At 65.5% G+C, this 16,362-nt stretch carries 15 protein-coding genes and 1 pseudogene; 8 read left to right on the top strand and 8 right to left on the bottom strand.

The genetic code is table 11. The features are described 5' to 3' along the window. Window positions 1–6: 6 nt before the first annotated feature. The 6 genes from ndk (at window position 7) to proB (ending at window position 8,160) form a co-directional block, all read left to right on the top strand. Window positions 7–426 carry a nucleoside-diphosphate kinase gene (gene ndk, locus RFA01S_RS20980; protein ID WP_027497557.1) on the top strand — a complete coding sequence of 140 codons (420 nt, stop codon included), beginning with the start codon at window positions 7–9 and terminating at the stop codon, window positions 424–426. 487 nt (window positions 427–913) lie between these two features. Continuing rightward, window positions 914–4,528, top strand: a complete 3,615-nt coding sequence (locus tag RFA01S_RS20985; RefSeq protein ID WP_032406758.1) for a translation initiation factor IF-2 N-terminal domain-containing protein — start codon at window positions 914–916, stop codon at window positions 4,526–4,528. Window positions 4,529–4,761: 233 nt separating this feature from the next. Next, window positions 4,762–5,073 carry a 50S ribosomal protein L21 gene (gene rplU / locus RFA01S_RS20990; RefSeq protein ID WP_027497555.1) on the top strand — a complete coding sequence of 104 codons (312 nt, stop codon included), beginning with the start codon at window positions 4,762–4,764 and terminating at the stop codon, window positions 5,071–5,073. 58 nt (window positions 5,074–5,131) lie between these two features. Further along, window positions 5,132–5,395 carry a 50S ribosomal protein L27 gene (rpmA, locus tag RFA01S_RS20995; RefSeq protein ID WP_027497554.1) on the top strand — a complete coding sequence of 88 codons (264 nt, stop codon included), beginning with the start codon at window positions 5,132–5,134 and terminating at the stop codon, window positions 5,393–5,395. Between the two features lie 171 nt (window positions 5,396–5,566). Continuing rightward, window positions 5,567–7,018 carry a GTPase ObgE gene (gene obgE / locus RFA01S_RS21000; RefSeq protein ID WP_032368196.1) on the top strand — a complete coding sequence of 484 codons (1,452 nt, stop codon included), beginning with the start codon at window positions 5,567–5,569 and terminating at the stop codon, window positions 7,016–7,018. A gap of 62 nt (window positions 7,019–7,080) precedes the next feature. Continuing rightward, window positions 7,081–8,160 carry a glutamate 5-kinase gene (gene proB, locus RFA01S_RS21005; protein ID WP_371829111.1) on the top strand — a complete coding sequence of 360 codons (1,080 nt, stop codon included), beginning with the start codon at window positions 7,081–7,083 and terminating at the stop codon, window positions 8,158–8,160. Here the strand turns inward: proB and RFA01S_RS21010 are convergent. The 5 genes and pseudogenes from RFA01S_RS21010 to RFA01S_RS21025 form a co-directional block, all read right to left on the bottom strand. Continuing rightward, window positions 8,133–8,951, bottom strand: a complete 819-nt coding sequence (locus tag RFA01S_RS21010) for a Sir2 family NAD-dependent protein deacetylase (RefSeq protein ID WP_032368456.1) — start codon at window positions 8,949–8,951, stop codon at window positions 8,133–8,135. The two genes, proB and RFA01S_RS21010, sit on opposite strands and share 28 nt — an antisense overlap. Window positions 8,952–9,105: 154 nt before the next feature. After that, window positions 9,106–9,504: an ectoine synthase gene (locus RFA01S_RS21015; protein ID WP_027497550.1), complete on the bottom strand. Its 399-nt coding sequence runs from the start codon at window positions 9,502–9,504 to the stop codon at window positions 9,106–9,108. A 38-nt stretch (window positions 9,505–9,542) separates the two neighbouring features. Continuing rightward, window positions 9,543–10,820, bottom strand: coding sequence for a diaminobutyrate--2-oxoglutarate transaminase (gene ectB, locus RFA01S_RS21020; protein WP_045841368.1), 1,278 nt, complete (start codon window positions 10,818–10,820; stop codon window positions 9,543–9,545). 48 nt (window positions 10,821–10,868) lie between these two features. After that, window positions 10,869–11,441: pseudogene (ectA, locus tag RFA01S_RS28225) on the bottom strand (diaminobutyrate acetyltransferase); the annotation flags it as partial. Between the two features lie 126 nt (window positions 11,442–11,567). Next, on the bottom strand, window positions 11,568–13,685 hold the full coding sequence (locus RFA01S_RS21025; protein WP_032399928.1) for a RecQ family ATP-dependent DNA helicase: 2,118 nt from the start codon (window positions 13,683–13,685) through the stop codon (window positions 11,568–11,570). A 45-nt stretch (window positions 13,686–13,730) separates the two neighbouring features. Here RFA01S_RS21025 and RFA01S_RS21030 point away from each other — a divergent pair, with 45 nt between their 5' ends. Then, window positions 13,731–14,144, top strand: coding sequence for a FluC/FEX family fluoride channel (locus tag RFA01S_RS21030; RefSeq protein WP_081371380.1), 414 nt, complete (start codon window positions 13,731–13,733; stop codon window positions 14,142–14,144). Continuing rightward, complete coding sequence (gene crcB, locus RFA01S_RS21035) at window positions 14,141–14,515, top strand: fluoride efflux transporter CrcB (protein WP_027497547.1); 375 nt, start codon at window positions 14,141–14,143, stop codon at window positions 14,513–14,515. Before RFA01S_RS21030 ends, crcB begins: the two co-directional genes overlap by 4 nt. Before the next feature lie 19 nt (window positions 14,516–14,534). On the opposite strand, the gene RFA01S_RS21040 is transcribed toward crcB, so the two are convergent. From RFA01S_RS21040 to RFA01S_RS21050, 3 genes are read right to left on the bottom strand one after another with little or no spacing between them, the layout of a single operon-like run. Then, window positions 14,535–14,939: a VOC family protein gene (locus RFA01S_RS21040; protein ID WP_027497546.1), complete on the bottom strand. Its 405-nt coding sequence runs from the start codon at window positions 14,937–14,939 to the stop codon at window positions 14,535–14,537. A gap of 9 nt (window positions 14,940–14,948) precedes the next feature. Beyond that, a complete protein-coding gene (locus RFA01S_RS21045) occupies window positions 14,949–15,419 on the bottom strand; it encodes a helix-turn-helix transcriptional regulator (protein WP_032368193.1) in 471 nt (156 codons plus the stop codon). Then, window positions 15,416–16,303, bottom strand: coding sequence for a ribokinase (locus tag RFA01S_RS21050; RefSeq protein ID WP_072692169.1), 888 nt, complete (start codon window positions 16,301–16,303; stop codon window positions 15,416–15,418). The genes RFA01S_RS21045 and RFA01S_RS21050 overlap by 4 nt, the downstream gene beginning before the upstream one ends. Window positions 16,304–16,362: the final 59 nt, after the last annotated feature.

Consider the following 16,362-nt stretch of genomic DNA (forward strand, 5'->3'; position numbering starts at 1 on the left):
GTCGACGTGACCGATCGCACCCTAGTACTGATCAAGCCAGACGGAGTTGCCCGGCGTTACGTAGGAGAGATCCTCGGCCGCGTGGAGAAGAAGGGTCTGAGCATCGTCGCCCTCGAGCTCAAGACCGTCTCTCGCGACGTGGCCTCGGCTCACTACGCGGAGCACGAGAGCAAGCCGTTCTTCCCCGACCTTCTCGAGTTCATCACCTCCGGGCCCGTGGTGGCCGCGGTTCTCGAAGGCCCCCGTGCCATCGAAGCCTTCCGTCAGATCGCCGGCGGCACGGATCCGGTCGCCAAAGCAGTTCCCGGCACCATCCGAGGTGACCTGGCCCTCGACGGTCAGCAGAACCTGGTACACGGATCCGATTCGGTGGAATCCGCAGAGCGCGAGATCGCCCTGTGGTTCCCCGACTTGACCGCCTCCTAGAAGCCCGTCGCAGAGCCTTTCCGCAGTCACGCCGCACCCGCTCGAAGTCCGATCGGTGCGGCGTGGCTCGTACGGATCATCGCGTGTGGGATACTCGACGGAGATCGACCCCACAGCACTTGTACGTTCACACGCTCCACCTCTGTTCAGCTCCACCGAAGTTCGCTAGAGAAAAAGTGCTCGTGGGATCGATCGGATGACTGTCGTCGACCCGCTGCCCGTCATCGCAGAGTCGCGAACGAGAGACAGGCTCGTTCGCGTTCATGCTTGATGATCAGGCGCTCGGATCGCCGAGACACCACCATCCAGCCAGGCACTGCACACGCCGTCGTCGGCCACCGAGATTCACGAGGTGGCTCACACGATTTGTGGAGAGCGAGACCGAACAGCTGACGTCCAACCCGACGTGAGTACACAAGGATTGCCCTCGCGTGGCCGCGTCACACCCGATTTCGGATGAACGCGCCCGGGGGCCCGAGGAGACTACGTGGCCGATCAAAGCCCGCCCGAAGATGTACAGAGCACGAACGCAGGAAATCCGGAGGACACCGACGCGGTGTCGTCCGCGAAATCCGACGCGGTTTCCGTGCAACCCGACACCATCGAATTGCCGACCAGGCTGCGCGTGCATGCACTGGCGAAGATTCTGGGTGTGACCAGCAAGCAGTTGCTCGTCACTCTCGGTGAGCTCGGCATCGAAGCCCGCAGCGCGCAGTCGAGTCTGAGCCGAGACGTTGCCGAGTCGGTGCGCGATTCGGTGAACGGGCCGACCGCACCCGCCCCCGATGCCTCCGCAGCGGAGTCGCCGGCACCGGATGCGTCGACAGACCAGCAGCCCGAGCCCGCATCGGTAGAGGTGCCGGCCGAGACGGCTCCCTCGGTAGAGGTCCCCGCTGCCGAGGCAACGCTGTTCACCAGCGCGCCCACGGCCGAGCCCGAGGCCGCCCAACCCACGGCCACGACCTTTGCGACGCCGGTGTTCCTGCAGCCGGCAGCGGCAGAGCCCGCAGCAGAATCGGCGGATGCGCCGTCCGAGGCCCCCGCGCGGCGTCGACGTAGCCGCAAGGCCGCACCCAAGGACGAGGCACCGTCCGATAACAACGCTACGTCCGACAAGGCCGCGGACGAGCCCGCCACCGGCGAGTCACCCGTCGCCGAGAACGTCTCTACGGTCGCCTCCGACACCGCCACGCAGGACACCGCTGTGTCCGGTGCTCCCGTGTCCGAGTCCGGTGCTTCGGATGCGTCCTCCGACGAGTCCGGGGCTTCCTCGGCAGCGGACGGCTCGGGCGACGACGACGACCAGTCTCAGCCCCGTCGCCGTCGGCGCGGTCGCCGCGGTCGTGGGCGTGGACGCGGAGAGCAGTCGTCCGACGACAACTCGACCGACGACAACTCGACCGACGACAACTCGACCGACGAGGATTCGGACGACACCGACTCCGAGACGGACAGCAGCACGTCCGCCTCTTCGGCAGACGGCGAGTCCACCGGAGCGGACGAGTCCGACGATTCCGATGCCGACGAGACCTCCGGCGACGACCAGCCCTCGAGTTCGGGACGGCGTTCGCGTCGCTCGCGGTCACGCGGCCGCGGGTCCGATCGGCAGAACGCCACGACCGACGCCACCACCGACGGGTCGGACAAGCAGGGCGAGGACAGTGACGACGAGTCCGAGTCCGGCGCTCAGGACAACTTCGGCGACTCCGACAACGGTGATTCCGACAACGGCGATTCGGACGGAGACGGCTCGAGCCGTCGTCGTCGGCGCCGCCGCCGTCGTAAGACCGGAGCCGAGGCCGCGGCAGAAGCAGCTGCGTCGTCCGAGGACGACCCGCCCAACACCGTCGTGCACGAACGCGAGCCGCGCAACAAGAGCCGCGCAGCGCGCGACGAGGTGCAGGGCATCTCCGGTTCGACTCGGCTCGAGGCGAAGCGGCAGCGTCGCCGTGACGGCCGCGATGCCGGGCGACGCCGTCCGCCGATTCTGACCGAATCGGAATTCCTCGCTCGTCGTGAGTCCGTGGACCGCGTTATGGTCGTTCGCGAGAAGGCCACCCCGGACCATCCGTTGACCACGCAGGTCGCCGTGCTCGAAGACGGCGTTCTGGTGGAGCACTTCGTGACCAGTAGCGCCACCGCCTCGATGGTCGGCAACGTCTACCTGGGCCGCGTGCAGAACGTCCTGCCCAGTATGGAAGCAGCGTTCATCGACATCGGCCGTGGTCGTAACGGTGTGCTGTACGCAGGCGAGGTCAACTGGGACGCCGCCGGTCTCGGCGGAAGCGCGCGCAAGATCGAGCAGGCCCTCAAGCCGGGCGATCAGGTTCTGGTGCAGGTCAGCAAGGACCCGGTGGGCCACAAGGGCGCTCGCTTGACGACTCAGCTGTCGTTGGCCGGACGCTTCCTCGTCTACGTTCCCGGTGGCAGTTCCACCGGCATCAGCCGCAAGCTGCCCGACACCGAGCGCAAGCGACTCAAGGAAATTCTGCGCGACATCGTTCCCCCCGAGGCCGGCGTCATCATCAGGACCGCGGCCGAGGGCGTCAGCGAGGAAGAACTCGCGCGCGACGTGACGCGGCTGCAGGCCCAGTGGGCCAGCATCGAAGAGCGGTCCGCGAACGCCGAAACAGGCAAGGGCGTGCAGCCCCAGACGCTGTACGAAGAGCCCGACATGCTGGTGAAGGTCATCCGCGACCTCTTCAACGAGGACTTCTCGAAGCTCGTCATCGAGGGCGACAAGGCGTGGACGACCACGTCGAACTACGTGGAGACCGTGGCTCCGGACATGATGGAGCGCCTGCAGCGCTACGAGGCCAACGGCAGCTCCGTGGACGTGTTCGCAGCTCACCGCATCGACGAACAGCTGGCCAAGGCCCTCGATCGCAAGGTGTGGTTGCCCTCGGGCGGCACGCTGGTGATCGATCGCACCGAGGCGATGACGGTCGTCGACGTCAACACCGGAAAGTTCACCGGCTCCGGCGGCAACCTGGAAGAGACCGTCACCCGCAACAACATCGAGGCGGCCGAGGAAGTCGTCCGCCAGATGCGTCTGCGCGACATCGGCGGCATGATCGTCGTCGACTTCATCGACATGGTGCTGGAATCGAACCGTGATCTGGTGCTCCGCCGCCTGACCGAGGCGTTGGGCCGTGACCGGACCCGTCATCAGGTGTCGGAGGTGACCTCCCTCGGTCTGGTGCAGATGACGCGCAAGAAGCTCGGCACGGGATTGGTCGAGGCCTTCTCCACCACGTGCGAGCACTGCCAGGGTCGCGGAATCATCGTGCATCCGTTCCCCATTGACGCCAAGCCGGACTCCGACGGTGGACGCCCGAGCTCGTCACGTTCGGACTCGAACGGTTCGGGCAACGGCAGCAGGCGTCGACGCGGCAAGGACGCCAAGTCCGACGGAAACGATCGGTCCGACAACACCGAGCGGTCGACGCCCAACGGACAGTCGGGCACGACGGACGGGACCGACCACCCGGTGGTCGACCCGTCGATCAAGCGGGCACACCCCGTGGCTCTGGCGATGGCAGCGCATCACGACGACGTGGTGGCCGATGTCAGCCCCGCGGAGGTCTCGCAGGCATCGTCCGGCTCCGCCGGTGACAAGGACGAGTCGGTCACCGTGGTCTCAGCGGAGGACGTGGCTGTCGCGGCAGCGGCGAACGAGGACGCGGACGTCGCGCAGGCAACCGTGGACAGCGCGCAGTCTCACGAGCCGGTGCCGGCTGCAGAATCCGCCGGCGACGGCGGTTCCGCAGATACCGGGGCGACGCAGTCCTCCGACGCCACCCCCGCTCAGCCGGAGCCGGTGGTGGCCACTCCACGACGGGGTCGACGGGTGGCGCGGAAGGCCGCCGCGCCGACCAGTGCTGCGCCGGATGCCGGTGTGCTGATGGTGGTTTCGGCCACGGCAGACGCCGACGATGTTGCCGACGCAGGTTCGGTCGGCGGTGACACGGTGGCCGATTCAGCACCGCTGACAGCGGCGGCGGAGCAGCCTGTCGAGCAGGTGGACGTGCCGACCGCACAGCCGCGCAGGAGACGGGCAGCGGCACGTCCGGCAGGCCCGCCGGTGGACATCGATGTGTAGGGGTCGAGGCGGTTTGACCCTGGCCGTCTCTCTGCCGTAACCTTGATAAGTCGCTCCCGGTGACACTGTCTTGTTGTGCCTAGCGGTCCTGCAAGTGGAAACAGTTCTCGAGTGGTTCGGATGCAGTTCGGTCCGAATCGGCCGAATGGGAGCAAGCAAACACGTTTTACCAGACCAGTCGCGGTGCCATGCGCAACGCGAGCAAGTTCGAAGAAGCAAGGGGTAGCCCTCCGATGGCAACGTACGCGATCGTCAAGACCGGCGGAAAGCAGTACAAGGTCGCTGTTGGTGACCTCGTCAAGGTCGAGAAGATCGAGGGAGCGCCCGGCACTGCTGTCTCGCTTGCTCCGGTCCTCGTCGTAGACGGATCCGACCTGACCACAGATGCAGACAAGCTGGCAAAGATCTCGGTCGCCAGTGAGATCGTCGAGCACACCAAGGGCCCGAAGATCCGCATCCACAAGTTCAAGAACAAGACCGGATACCACAAGCGTCAGGGACACAGGCAGAAGCTGACTGTCCTCAAGGTCACCGGCATCAAGTAACCAGGTCTTACCGGACCCGAGTTCTTTCAGCTGATTCACCCCGAGGAGGGTATGCAACATGGCACATAAGAAGGGTGCATCAAGCTCCCGTAACGGTCGCGACTCGAACGCACAGCGCCTCGGCGTCAAGCGCTTCGGCGGCCAGACCGTCGGCGCAGGCGAGATCCTGGTCCGCCAGCGCGGCACGCACTTCCACCCCGGCGTCAACGTCGGCCGTGGCGGCGACGACACCCTGTTCGCACTCGCTCCCGGCGCAGTCGAATTCGGTGCCAAGCGCGGACGCAAGACCGTGAACATCGTTCCGGTCACTGTAGAGGCCTAGTCCTTCTGCAGCTCGCGCTCACGATGACCGGCACGGCAGGCAACTGCCCGGGTCGGACGTCCACCGCGCACGTTCACAGCTCCCGATAGGGGCGGACCAGGGTCACGAGACCGGTCCGCCCCTATCGCTTTTTTCACCCCGTTTTTCTTCCAGAAAGGATCGAAGACAGCTATGTCACGATTCATCGACCGCGTGGTGCTGCACGTCAGCGCCGGCAAAGGTGGCAACGGCTGCTCTTCGGTTCACCGCGAGAAGTTCAAGCCTCTCGGCGGCCCGGACGGCGGCAACGGCGGTCAGGGTGGCGGAGTCATCTTCGTCGTCGACAGCAACGTCCACACATTGCTCGACTTCCACTTCTCCAGTCATGCGAAGGCCGGCAACGGAACTCAGGGCATGGGCGGAAACCGTGAAGGGGCCAACGGAGAGGACCTGATTCTCAAGGTCCCCGACGGCACCGTCGTGCTCGACAAGAAGGGCAACGTCCTCGCCGACATGATCGGTGAGGGAACGCGTTTCGACGCCGCTCCCGGCGGGCGCGGCGGGCTCGGCAACGCAGCACTGGCGTCCAAGGCTCGTCGAGCGCCCGGTTTCGCTCTGCTCGGCGAAGAGGGCATCGAACGCGAACTCGTCCTCGAACTCAAGTCCGTCGCCGACGTCGGCCTCGTCGGATTCCCGTCGGCCGGTAAGTCCTCGTTGGTTTCGGTTCTTTCCGCAGCGAAGCCGAAGATCGCCGACTACCCGTTCACCACACTGGTGCCCAACCTCGGTGTCGTCTCCAGTGGAGACACCACGTTCACCGTCGCCGACGTCCCCGGACTGATCCCCGGCGCGAGTCAGGGCCGCGGTCTCGGACTGGACTTTCTGCGTCACCTCGAGCGATGCGCTGTGCTCGCACACGTAGTCGATTGCGCGACACTGGATCCGGGCCGTGACCCGATCTCCGACGTCGACGCTCTCGAAGCGGAGCTGGCGGCCTACAAGCCGGCCCTGTCCGGTGATGCCAGCCTCGGTGATCTCGCCGACCGGCCCCGCATCGTCGTACTGAACAAGGCAGACATTCCCGAGGGTGCCGAGCTCGCCGAAATGGTCACCGCGGAATTCGAGTCTCGCGGCTGGCCGGTGTTCACCATCTCCGCAGTGACGCGCGCCGGTCTCAAGCCTCTGACGTTCGCGTTGGCGAAGCTCGTCGAGGATTACCGCACAGCTCACCCGGCACCGGAGCCGCGGCGTCAGGTGCTGCGTCCCGTCGCACGAAACGACGACAGCTTCAAGGTCGTCAAGGATCCGGACATCCCGGACGGCTTCATCGTGCGCGGTACCCGTCCGGAACGGTGGGTGCGCCAGACGCAGTTCACCAATGACGAGGCTGTCGGCTACCTCGCGGACCGCCTCGCTCGGCTCGGCGTCGAGGATGCACTGATCAAGGCGGGCGCTCAGCCGGGCGCGTCGGTCACCATCGGCGACGTGTCCTTCGATTGGGAACCGCAGACCCCGGCCGGTGTCGAGATCACGATGACCGGTCGCGGCACCGATGCTCGACTCGATCAGGTCGAGCGCATCGGTGCCTCCGAGCGCAAGCACGCCCGTCAGGTTCGCCGCGGGCTCGATACCGAACAGGAGTAGACGAGGTGTCGGTGCGTGAATCCGATTCGCCCGCAGAGGCTCTCACCGATACCCGTCGTACGATCGCCGACGCCAAGCGCATCGTGGTCAAGATCGGATCCTCGGCGCTCACCAGCCTCGATGCCGGTCTCGATCTGGATCGACTGGACCTGTTGGCCGACGCCATCGAGTCGCGGATGCGTAGCGGCACCGACGTGGTCGTCGTCTCGTCGGGCGCGATCGGTGCAGGCATGGCACCACTCGGCCTCACCAGACGCCCACGTGACCTCGCAACGAAGCAGGCTGCGGCGAGCGTAGGGCAGCTTGCTCTGGTCAACGCCTGGAGTTCGTCGTTCCACCGGTACGGCCGCACGGTCGGGCAGGTGTTGCTGACCGCCGAGGACATCGCGCGGCGAACCAATCACCGTAATGCCCAGCGCACCTTGGATCGGCTACGGTCGCTCGGCGCAGTAGCGATCGTCAACGAGAACGACACCGTGGCCACCGCCGAGATTCGGTTCGGTGACAACGATCGGTTGGCGGCACTCGTGGCACACCTCGTCGGTGCCGACGCGCTGTTCCTGCTCTCGGATGTGGACGGGCTCTACGACGGTGACCCGCGTAAGGGTTCGGCCACGTTGATCCCCGAGGTGACCAGCCCGGAGGATCTGGACGGCGTCGTCGCCGGGTCCGGGGGAGCGCTCGGTACCGGCGGTATGGCCTCCAAACTCTCTGCTGCGCGCCTGGCGGCCGACGCCGGGGTTCCGGTGCTGCTGGCCGCGGCATCCGATGCTGCTCACGCTCTGACGACATCCGCAGTGGGCACCGCCTTCGCGGCGCGCCCGACGCGGTTGTCGGCACGAAAGTTCTGGGTGCGGCATGCGGCCGACGCGGCAGGTGAGCTACACCTCGATGCCGGTGCCGTGCGAGCAGTCGTCGAGCGGCGCAGGTCGTTGTTGTCTGCGGGGATCACGGCCGTGTCCGGTTCTTTTCACGGCGGAGACGTCGTCTCTCTCGTCGATACCGACGGTGTACTGGTGGCCCGTGGGGTCGTCGCCTACGACTCCGGGGAGTTGTCCGGAATGCTCGGGCGGTCCACGGGGGAGTTGGCCGCGGAGCTACAGCGTCCGGTGGTTCACGCGGACGATCTCGTCCGCGCCTGATCGGATGCGTCAGCCAGCGCTGTCGCTGTTTCCGAACAGCCGGTATGCAGTGTGAGAGAGGCGAATTCGTCGCCACGGGTAGAACCCCGATTGACGATGACAACGGGCGTGCCGGTCTTGAACGCGTGTCTGACGAATCGCAGGCCCGACATCACGGTCAGCGAGGACCCCAGCACCAGCAGCGCGTCGCTGCGATCGACGAGGTCGAAGGCCTCGGCGACGCGCGGTTTGGGGACACTCTCGCCGAAATAGACGATGTCGGGTTTGAGTATGCCGGAACAGGATTCGCAATCGACCATCCGAAAATGCGCGGTGGACGAGATGATCGCGTCGGCGTCGGGTGCGATCTCGACGCCCTCGGCCGGAGCAACGGATTCGACGAAGCCGGGGTTGGCTCGATCCAAGCGTCTGGCCAACTCGAACCTCGACACCAACCGCTCGCAGTTCAGGCAGCGCACGCGGGCGTAGACACCGTGGAGATCGATGACGTTGCGGCTGCCGGCCTTGGTGTGCAGCATATCGACGTTCTGGGTGATGATGCCGGTGACGACTCCTGCGCGTTCGAGACGGGTCAGGGCTCGGTGGCCGTCGTTGGGCACTGCCGCGTCCATGTGTCGCCAACCCACGTGATTACGCGCCCAGTAGTGCCTTCTGAACTCGGCATCACCGATGAACTGCTGAAAAGTCATCGGATTGCGCGGTGGTGACTTCGGACCCCGATAGTCCGGAATTCCGGAGTCGGTCGACATGCCGGCACCGGTGAGCACTGCAACAGTTCTTCCGTCCAGCATCGAGAGCAATTGCCGATACGTTTCCGCGGGCGCGGTCGGAGCATTCACCTCGTCCAGGATAGCGAAGAGTCGTGTCACGCATCGACCGACAACGACGACACCGGGCCCGCACCGACGATGCGTCGGTGCGGGCCCGGTGTTGTGACGAAATGCGTTACGCAGGTACCTCGACGAGGGGGTACACGCCGTTTTCGTCGTGCGTCTCGTTGCCGACGACCGGCGGGTTGAACACACACAGCATGCGCATTGTCGTGCGCGGCTCCACGGTGTGACGCTCGTGCCCGTTGAGCAGGTACATCGACCCCGGTCCGAGCTCGTACGTCTGTCCGGTCTCGCGATCGGTCAGCGTTCCTTCACCCTCGATGAGCCACACCGCTTCGACGTGGTTCGCGTAGTGGAAGTTGTTCACCGTTCCGGGCTGGATGGTGGTCTCGTGGAACGAGAAGCCGACCTTGTCACCGCCCAGAATGATTCTCTTGCTGCGCCAGTTGCCGTCCTCGCTCGAGATGTCGCGGTCGGTTCCGGTGATTTCTTCGGTGGTGCGAACGATCATGCGATGTCTCCTTCGATGTCGGTGTGTGCTGGACGCTGCTAGGACAGAACTTTCGCCACTGCACTTTCGATGATGTCCAGGCCGCGGTCGAGCTCGTCGATCGTCGTGGTCAACGGGGGAAGAAGCTTGACGACCTCGTCCTTGGGGCCCGCGGTCTCGACGAGCAGACGCTCGTCGTAGCACAGCTGAGACACCTTGCCGGCCAACTCCGCGTCGTCGAACACCAGAGCCTGGACCATGCCGCGACCGCGAGTCGAGATGCCGTCGAACTTGGCGCACAACTTCATGAACCGATCCTGGATGTGCTCGCCCTTGGCGAGGGTTTCCTTCTCGAACTTGTCGTCGGACCAGTAGTGGTCGATGGCTGCCTTTGCCGTGACGAACGACGGGTTGAAGCCGCGGAAGGTGCCGTTGTGCTCACCCGGTGCCCAGACGTCCAGCTCGGGCTTGAACAGTGTCAGCGCCAGCGGCATGCCGTAGCCGCCGATGGACTTCGACAGGGTGACGATGTCCGGGGTGATGCCGGCTTCCTCGAACGAGAAGAACTGGCCGGTGCGGCCGCAGCCCATCTGCACGTCGTCGACGATCAGCAGAATTTCGCGTCGCGAGCACAGTTCGGCCAACGCGCGCAACCACTCCGGTCGTGCGACGTTGATTCCGCCCTCGCCCTGAATGGTCTCTACGATCACCGCGGCCGGTCGGTTGAATCCACTGCCCGAGTCGTCGAGAACGCGCTCGAACCACTGGAAGTCCTCGGTGACGCCGCCGAAGTAGTTGTCGTACGGCATCGGAGTGGTGTGCACCAATGGAATTCCGGCGCCAGCTCGCTTCATCGAGTTGCCGGTGACCGACAACGCGCCGAGTGTCATGCCGTGGAATGCGTTGGTGAAGTTGATGATTGCCTCGCGCCCGGTGACCTTGCGAGCGAGCTTGAGCGCTGCCTCGACGGTGTTGGTGCCCGTCGGACCGGGGAACTGAACCTTGTAGTCCAAGCCGCGGGGGTCGAGGATGTTCTTCTTGAACGACTCTAGGAACTCACGCTTGGCGACGGTGGACATGTCGAGTCCGTGCGTGATGCCATCGCTGGTGATGTAGTCCACCAACGCGCTCTTGATCATGTCGTTGTTGTGGCCGTAATTGAGTGCGCCTGCGCCACCGAAGAAATCGAGGTAGTCGTTGCCGTTCTCGTCGGTGATGACCGAGTTCTTCGCTGTGGTGAATACGGCGGGCCACTGGCGACTGTAGCTACGCACGCCGGACTCGACGGTCTCGAATACGTCGGGCTTCTCTGTTGTCACTGTGTTCTTTTCGGTCATGTTCTGCTTGTTCCTTTCGTAATTCCGCGATGCGTCCGGGCCTACGGTGTAGAGCTCTTCTGCTTCGTGGCTATCAGGGAAATCGTTGGGCGCGAACAAATCCGACTTGACGATGTCGGTACCTCGCTTGCGTGCGAGGCTGGTGAAGGTTGCGATGGACGCTTCGTTGTCCGGGCTGATCGTGGTTTCGAGGTGCGTGATGCCCTGTGGCTCGAGGCGGTCGAGCAGCTCCATGAGCATGCGACCGGCAAGTCCCTTGCCGCGCTGGTCCGCATCCACGGCGACCTGCCACACGAACAGCGTTCGAGGGGCGTCCTGGCGGATGTATCCGGTGACGAAACCGACTGCGCGGCCGTCGATGTCGGATACGACGGTGGTGGCCGCGAAATCTCGGCACCACAACACGTACGAGTAGCTGGAGTTCAGATCCAGAACTCGTGAATCTCTTGCGATCTCCCAGAGCCGGACTCCGTCGGAGATCTGTGGCTTGCGAAACTTCACTGCGTCCGGCGCAGTGAGCGGGGTACCTCTCAGCAATGCAGGCTTCATAGGAAATACGACCGTAACAAGGAGGCGGGAGCATATCGAGTGCGTCGGAGAATCGACGCCCGAATCGGACATGCTTTGCCTGGTTAACCGCCAATTGTGATGGTGCTCACATATTTCGGGATCGGCTGGCGGTACCCATCTGGCGCGTTTTCAAACTCGCATTCCGAGAAGGCCCTGGTTCGGCGTTGCCGCTATGCCCTATTTGGGCGTTGCCAATGCGAAGGGGAGGATCGCATCCGCTCCCGCAGCCTGCAGTGCTGCGGTTGCACACGTGAACGTCCAGCCGGTGTCGGTGAGCAGATCGACGAGCAGAATCGGCCCGTCTACGGACGATACGTCCGGAACCTCCCACGAGTCCACCAGGCCGGCAACTCGGAAGGCCGAATTCGCGGCCGATACCGGGGGATGTCCCGGTCTGACCTGCATCACTCCCAGGTTCTCCAGCTTCCCGACGGTTGCCAGGCGCTCGGCTACCGAGCGCACCAGCAGCGGGTGGGTGGGGGAGTCGAGGGCCAGCACGGCGGTCGGGCGGTCGGCCCAGTCCCAGTTGGCCAGCACCGAGATGCAGGCCTTCTCCAGCGCCTCGGTGACGGGAGCGTCGGGTGCATCCAGCAGGGCTCGCAAGCGTCCACCCCACCCGAGGTCGGTGAGGCGGCCGAGAACGCGACCCGGTCGGTGCGGGTTGCCGATCTTGCCCGAGAGCGATACACCGAGCTTTTTCATCCCACTGGGCCACTGCTTTCGGGGCTGGAGATCGAGTCCGGGGCGATCGAGCCGGGCCCTCGCAGAGTCGACCGACGTGGCATCGACCGCGGACGAGAGATGCTCGCCCGTGCAGTTGTCGCATCGGCCGCAACGGTCGGACTCGGTGCCGGGTGCGCCGAGATCGGGGTCGTCGAGCTGCCGACGAAGAAATTCCATCCGGCACCCATCGGTGCTCTGGTAGTCGAGCATCGCCTGCTGCTCACGGTCCCTGGCTTGCTCGAGGCGTTCGTAGCGGCTCGCGTCGTACGTCCACGACTCACCGGTGGCCATCCAACCGCCACGGACGCGTCTGACGGCCCCGTCGACGTCCAGGACCTTGAGCACCATCTCGAGCCTGCTGCGATTGAGCTCGACCAGTGGCTCGAGAGCTTGGGTCGACTGAGCCTTGTCGGTATCGAGTGCCTCGATGACCTGTCGCACGAGATGTTCCCGCGGGAATGCGACGGAGGCGAAATAGCTCCAGATCTGCCGGTCCTCGTGGCCGGGGAGTAGTACGACGTCGGCGCGTTCGGTGGCGCGGCCGGCGCGACCGACCTGCTGGTAGTAGGAGATCGGCGAGGACGGTGCCCCCATGTGCACGACGAAGCCGAGGTCGGGTTTGTCGAACCCCATGCCGAGTGCGGAGGTCGCGACGAGCGCCTTGACCCGGTTTGCGAGTAGGTCGGCTTCGAGTGATTCGCGTTCGGTGGGGTCGGTCTGACCGGTGTACGACGCCACGACGTGGCCCTGGTCGGTGAGCAGCGCGGCGAGATCCTTGGCGGCCGAGACCGTCAGCGTGTAGATGATTCCGGAGCCCGGCAGGGTCTTCAGGTGATCGCCGAGCCACGCTGCGCGCTCGGTGGCGTTCTCGATCCGCACCACCGACATCCGTAGTGAGTCTCGTGCGAGTCCGCCGCGTAGGACCAGGGTGTCTCCGCCGCCGACCCCGAGTTGGGCGGCGACGTCGTCGACCACCCGGTCGTTCGCGGTCGCCGTGGTGGCCAGCACGGGTATGCCGTCGCGCAGTTCGGCGATGAGGGTTCGGATCCGCCGGTAGTCGGGCCGGAAATCATGTCCCCAATCGGAGACGCAGTGGGCCTCGTCGACCACGACCAGGCCGGCGTCACCGGCCAACGACGGCAGCACCTGGTCGCGGAAGTCGGGATTGTTCAGGCGCTCGGGGCTGACCAACAGCACGTCGAGCTCGCCCGAGTTCACCTGTTGATGGATCTCGTCCCACTCGGTCATGTTGCCCGAGTTGATGGTCGCCGCCCGCACCCCGGCGCGCTGCGCAGAGGCGACCTGGTTTCGCATCAACGCCAGCAGTGGCGACACGATGACCGTCGGTCCCAGACCCTGGGCGCGCAGTAGTTTCGCGGCGATGAAGTAGACAGCCGACTTACCCCAACCGGTCCGCTGGACCACCAACGCCCGCCGACGGTGCACGACCAGCGCTTCTATTGCCGTCCACTGGTCCTCACGCAACACCGCCTCGGGGCCGGCGAGCTCACGCAGCAGCCTTTCGGCGTCTTCGCGCAAGTTGCCTACGGTCGCGTGCGTCGCTGTCGTCATACTGTTCATCGTGCAGCATCGGTACGACAGAGAGCAGAGCCGGCGGTGAGCGACCCGGCATCGCATCGCAACCTCGCGGCCTTGGCAACGGTATTCGTCGGCGGCGCGGCAGGCACTGCTGCTCGCTATGCGATCGAGGAACGTCTCCCGCACACGACGTCGCAGTGGCCTCTCGCCACCTTCGGAATCAACATCGTCGGTGCGTTCGTGCTGGGGTTGCTGCTCGAGTCGCTGCTGCGCAGTGGTGCCGATACGGGTGGACGGCGTCGGCTCCGGTTGCTCGGCGGTTCGGGGTTCTGTGGCGCGTTCACCACGTACAGCACCTTCGCCCTCGAAACGGTCGAGGGTGTCCGGGGCGGATTCACCGGACTGGCGTCGGCATACGCCGTCGTCAGTGTGGTGTTGGGAGTTGTGGCGGCCGGAGCCGGAATCATGTTCGCCAACAGAGTGATCCGATGATCGCGGCCCTGGTGATCCTGGCCGGCGCGCTCGGGTCGGTCGCGCGATTCTTCGTCGATGCGGAGGTGAAGTCACGGCTGAGCTCGCGCACGAGCTTCCCGTGGGCAACCGTCGGTATCAACATCTCGGGCTCGTTCTTGCTCGGGTTGCTGGCCGGCTGGGTGATGCTGCGCGCCGGCTCCACCGATGCGCAGGCAGTTCTCGGAACCGGGTTCTGTGGGGGCTACACCACCTTCAGTACCTCGACCGTGGACACCGTGCGGTTACTGCAGCAGGGCCGTCGGGTCGACGCCGCCGTCAACGCGATCGGCACACTGGTGGCGTCCGTACTCGCGTGCGGTGGCGGTCTGGCGCTCGCCTCGGCTCTGTAGTCGAGGCGGGCGCCACACTTCAGGCTTGGCTGACGCGCACCATGTTTCCGGCCGGGTCACGGAACGCGGCATCGCGGGCACCCCAGGGCTGACTCGTCGGCTCCTGCAGTATCTCGCCCGTACCCGCCGCGCGGATCCGCTCGAACGCGGCGTCGAGGTCGTCGGCGCGGAACAGTAGTCCCGGCAACTCGCCCTTGGCCAGCAGCGCGGCGAGCTGATCGCCCAGTTCCCGAGAACGGCCCGCGTGCGGCTGCGACAACACGACCTCGATCTCGGGTTGTTCGCTGGTGGACAGCGTGATCCAGCGATAGCCGTCGTTGGCCACCTCGCTCTTGACCTCGAGTCCGAGAGCGTCCCGGTAGAACGCTACCGAGGCATCGGGGTCGTCGGTGTAGACGTGAACGTGGCTCAGTGAAAGTGTCATGGATGAAGGCTAGGACGCCCCGGCCGCAGATGCTTCTTCGATTCTGCTCGGCTCGGTCACCGCCGCCGTCGGGGATGTGGGCCCTCGCATCGGGCGTCCGAGAACCATCGCGGTGCAGCTGGGTACGGCGTGGCTGCCACGATGATCGCGGGCGCGGTAGGCGCTCGGTGTCTCGCCCACGATCTCGGTGAATCTCGAGCTGAACGACCCGAGACTGGTACAGCCGACGGCGAAGCACGCCTCGGTGACCGTGACGTCTCCGCGTCGCAGCAGCGCTTTGGCGCGCTCGATCCGTCGTGTCATCAGATGCGCGTACGGCGTCTCGCCGTAGGCCTCCCGAAACCGGCGACTGAAATGTGCAGTGGACATCAGCGCGGTTCTGGCGAGTGACGGGACGTCGAGCGGTTTCGCGAAATCGCGATCCATTCGATCGCGTGCGCGGCGCAGCAGGCGGAGCTCGGTCGGGTCGTACGCACTCATCGCGCGTCCGCACCGCGGAGGGATTCGATCTGGGCCCTCGTTCCCGAGGACGCGCTCGCGCCGGCTCCCGTCGCAGCGAAAGCACCTGCGGCGACGGCCCATTGGATGGCAGCGCGGGGTCCGCTCGACCAGGATGCCGCGAGTGCTCCGGCGAATGCGTCACCCGCTCCGGTGGTGTCGACCGCCTCGACCTTCGGCGCGGGTACCTCGAACGATTCCGAGCCGCGATATCTCGCGCCTCGTGCGCCCAGCGTGGTGACCACATGTTCTATGTTCTTCACTCGACTCCCGATGCGCGCTTCCTCGGCCTCGTTGACCACCAGGACGTCGGTGGCCGCAACGAGAGCGTCGGGCAGATCCTGGACGGGGGACGGGTTGAGCATCGTCACGACGGCGCGGGAGTGTGCGTACTCGAACGCGGCGAGTACGGTCTCGAGGGGAATCTCCAACTGACACAGCAGGATATCGGCCTCGTCGATGATTGCCAGGTCGTCGTCGGTGAGCTCGTGTACACCGCCGTTGGCTCCGGCGACGACCACGATGCTGTTCTCGGCTCGGTCGTCGACGGTGATGGCGGCGATACCGGACGCTCCTGCTGCGGTTCGCAGAGCATGGTCGTCGACGCCTGCGCTGGTGAGGGTGTGCCGCAGTGTCGGCCCGAATTCGTCGTCCCCGACCGCCCCGACGAAGCTCACGCGAGCTCCCGACTTCGACGCCGCGATCGCCTGGTTGGCACCTTTGCCGCCGGGTGCGGTGTCGAACGAGGTCCCCAACACGGTTTCGCCCGGTTCGGGCAGGGCGGGGGTCCGAGTGATCAGGTCCATGTTGATGCTGCCCAGTACGACGATGCGCGGGCTGCTCGAGCGGGGGTTCGATGCGGACACGACCGAACCCTATCGCTCTCGGCTCGACCGAACGGGTCGATCCCGCCCGGAATTCACAA

The sequence above is a fragment of the Rhodococcoides fascians NBRC 12155 = LMG 3623 genome (genome assembly GCF_001894785.1).
GTDB lineage: Bacteria > Actinomycetota > Actinomycetes > Mycobacteriales > Mycobacteriaceae > Rhodococcoides > Rhodococcoides fascians.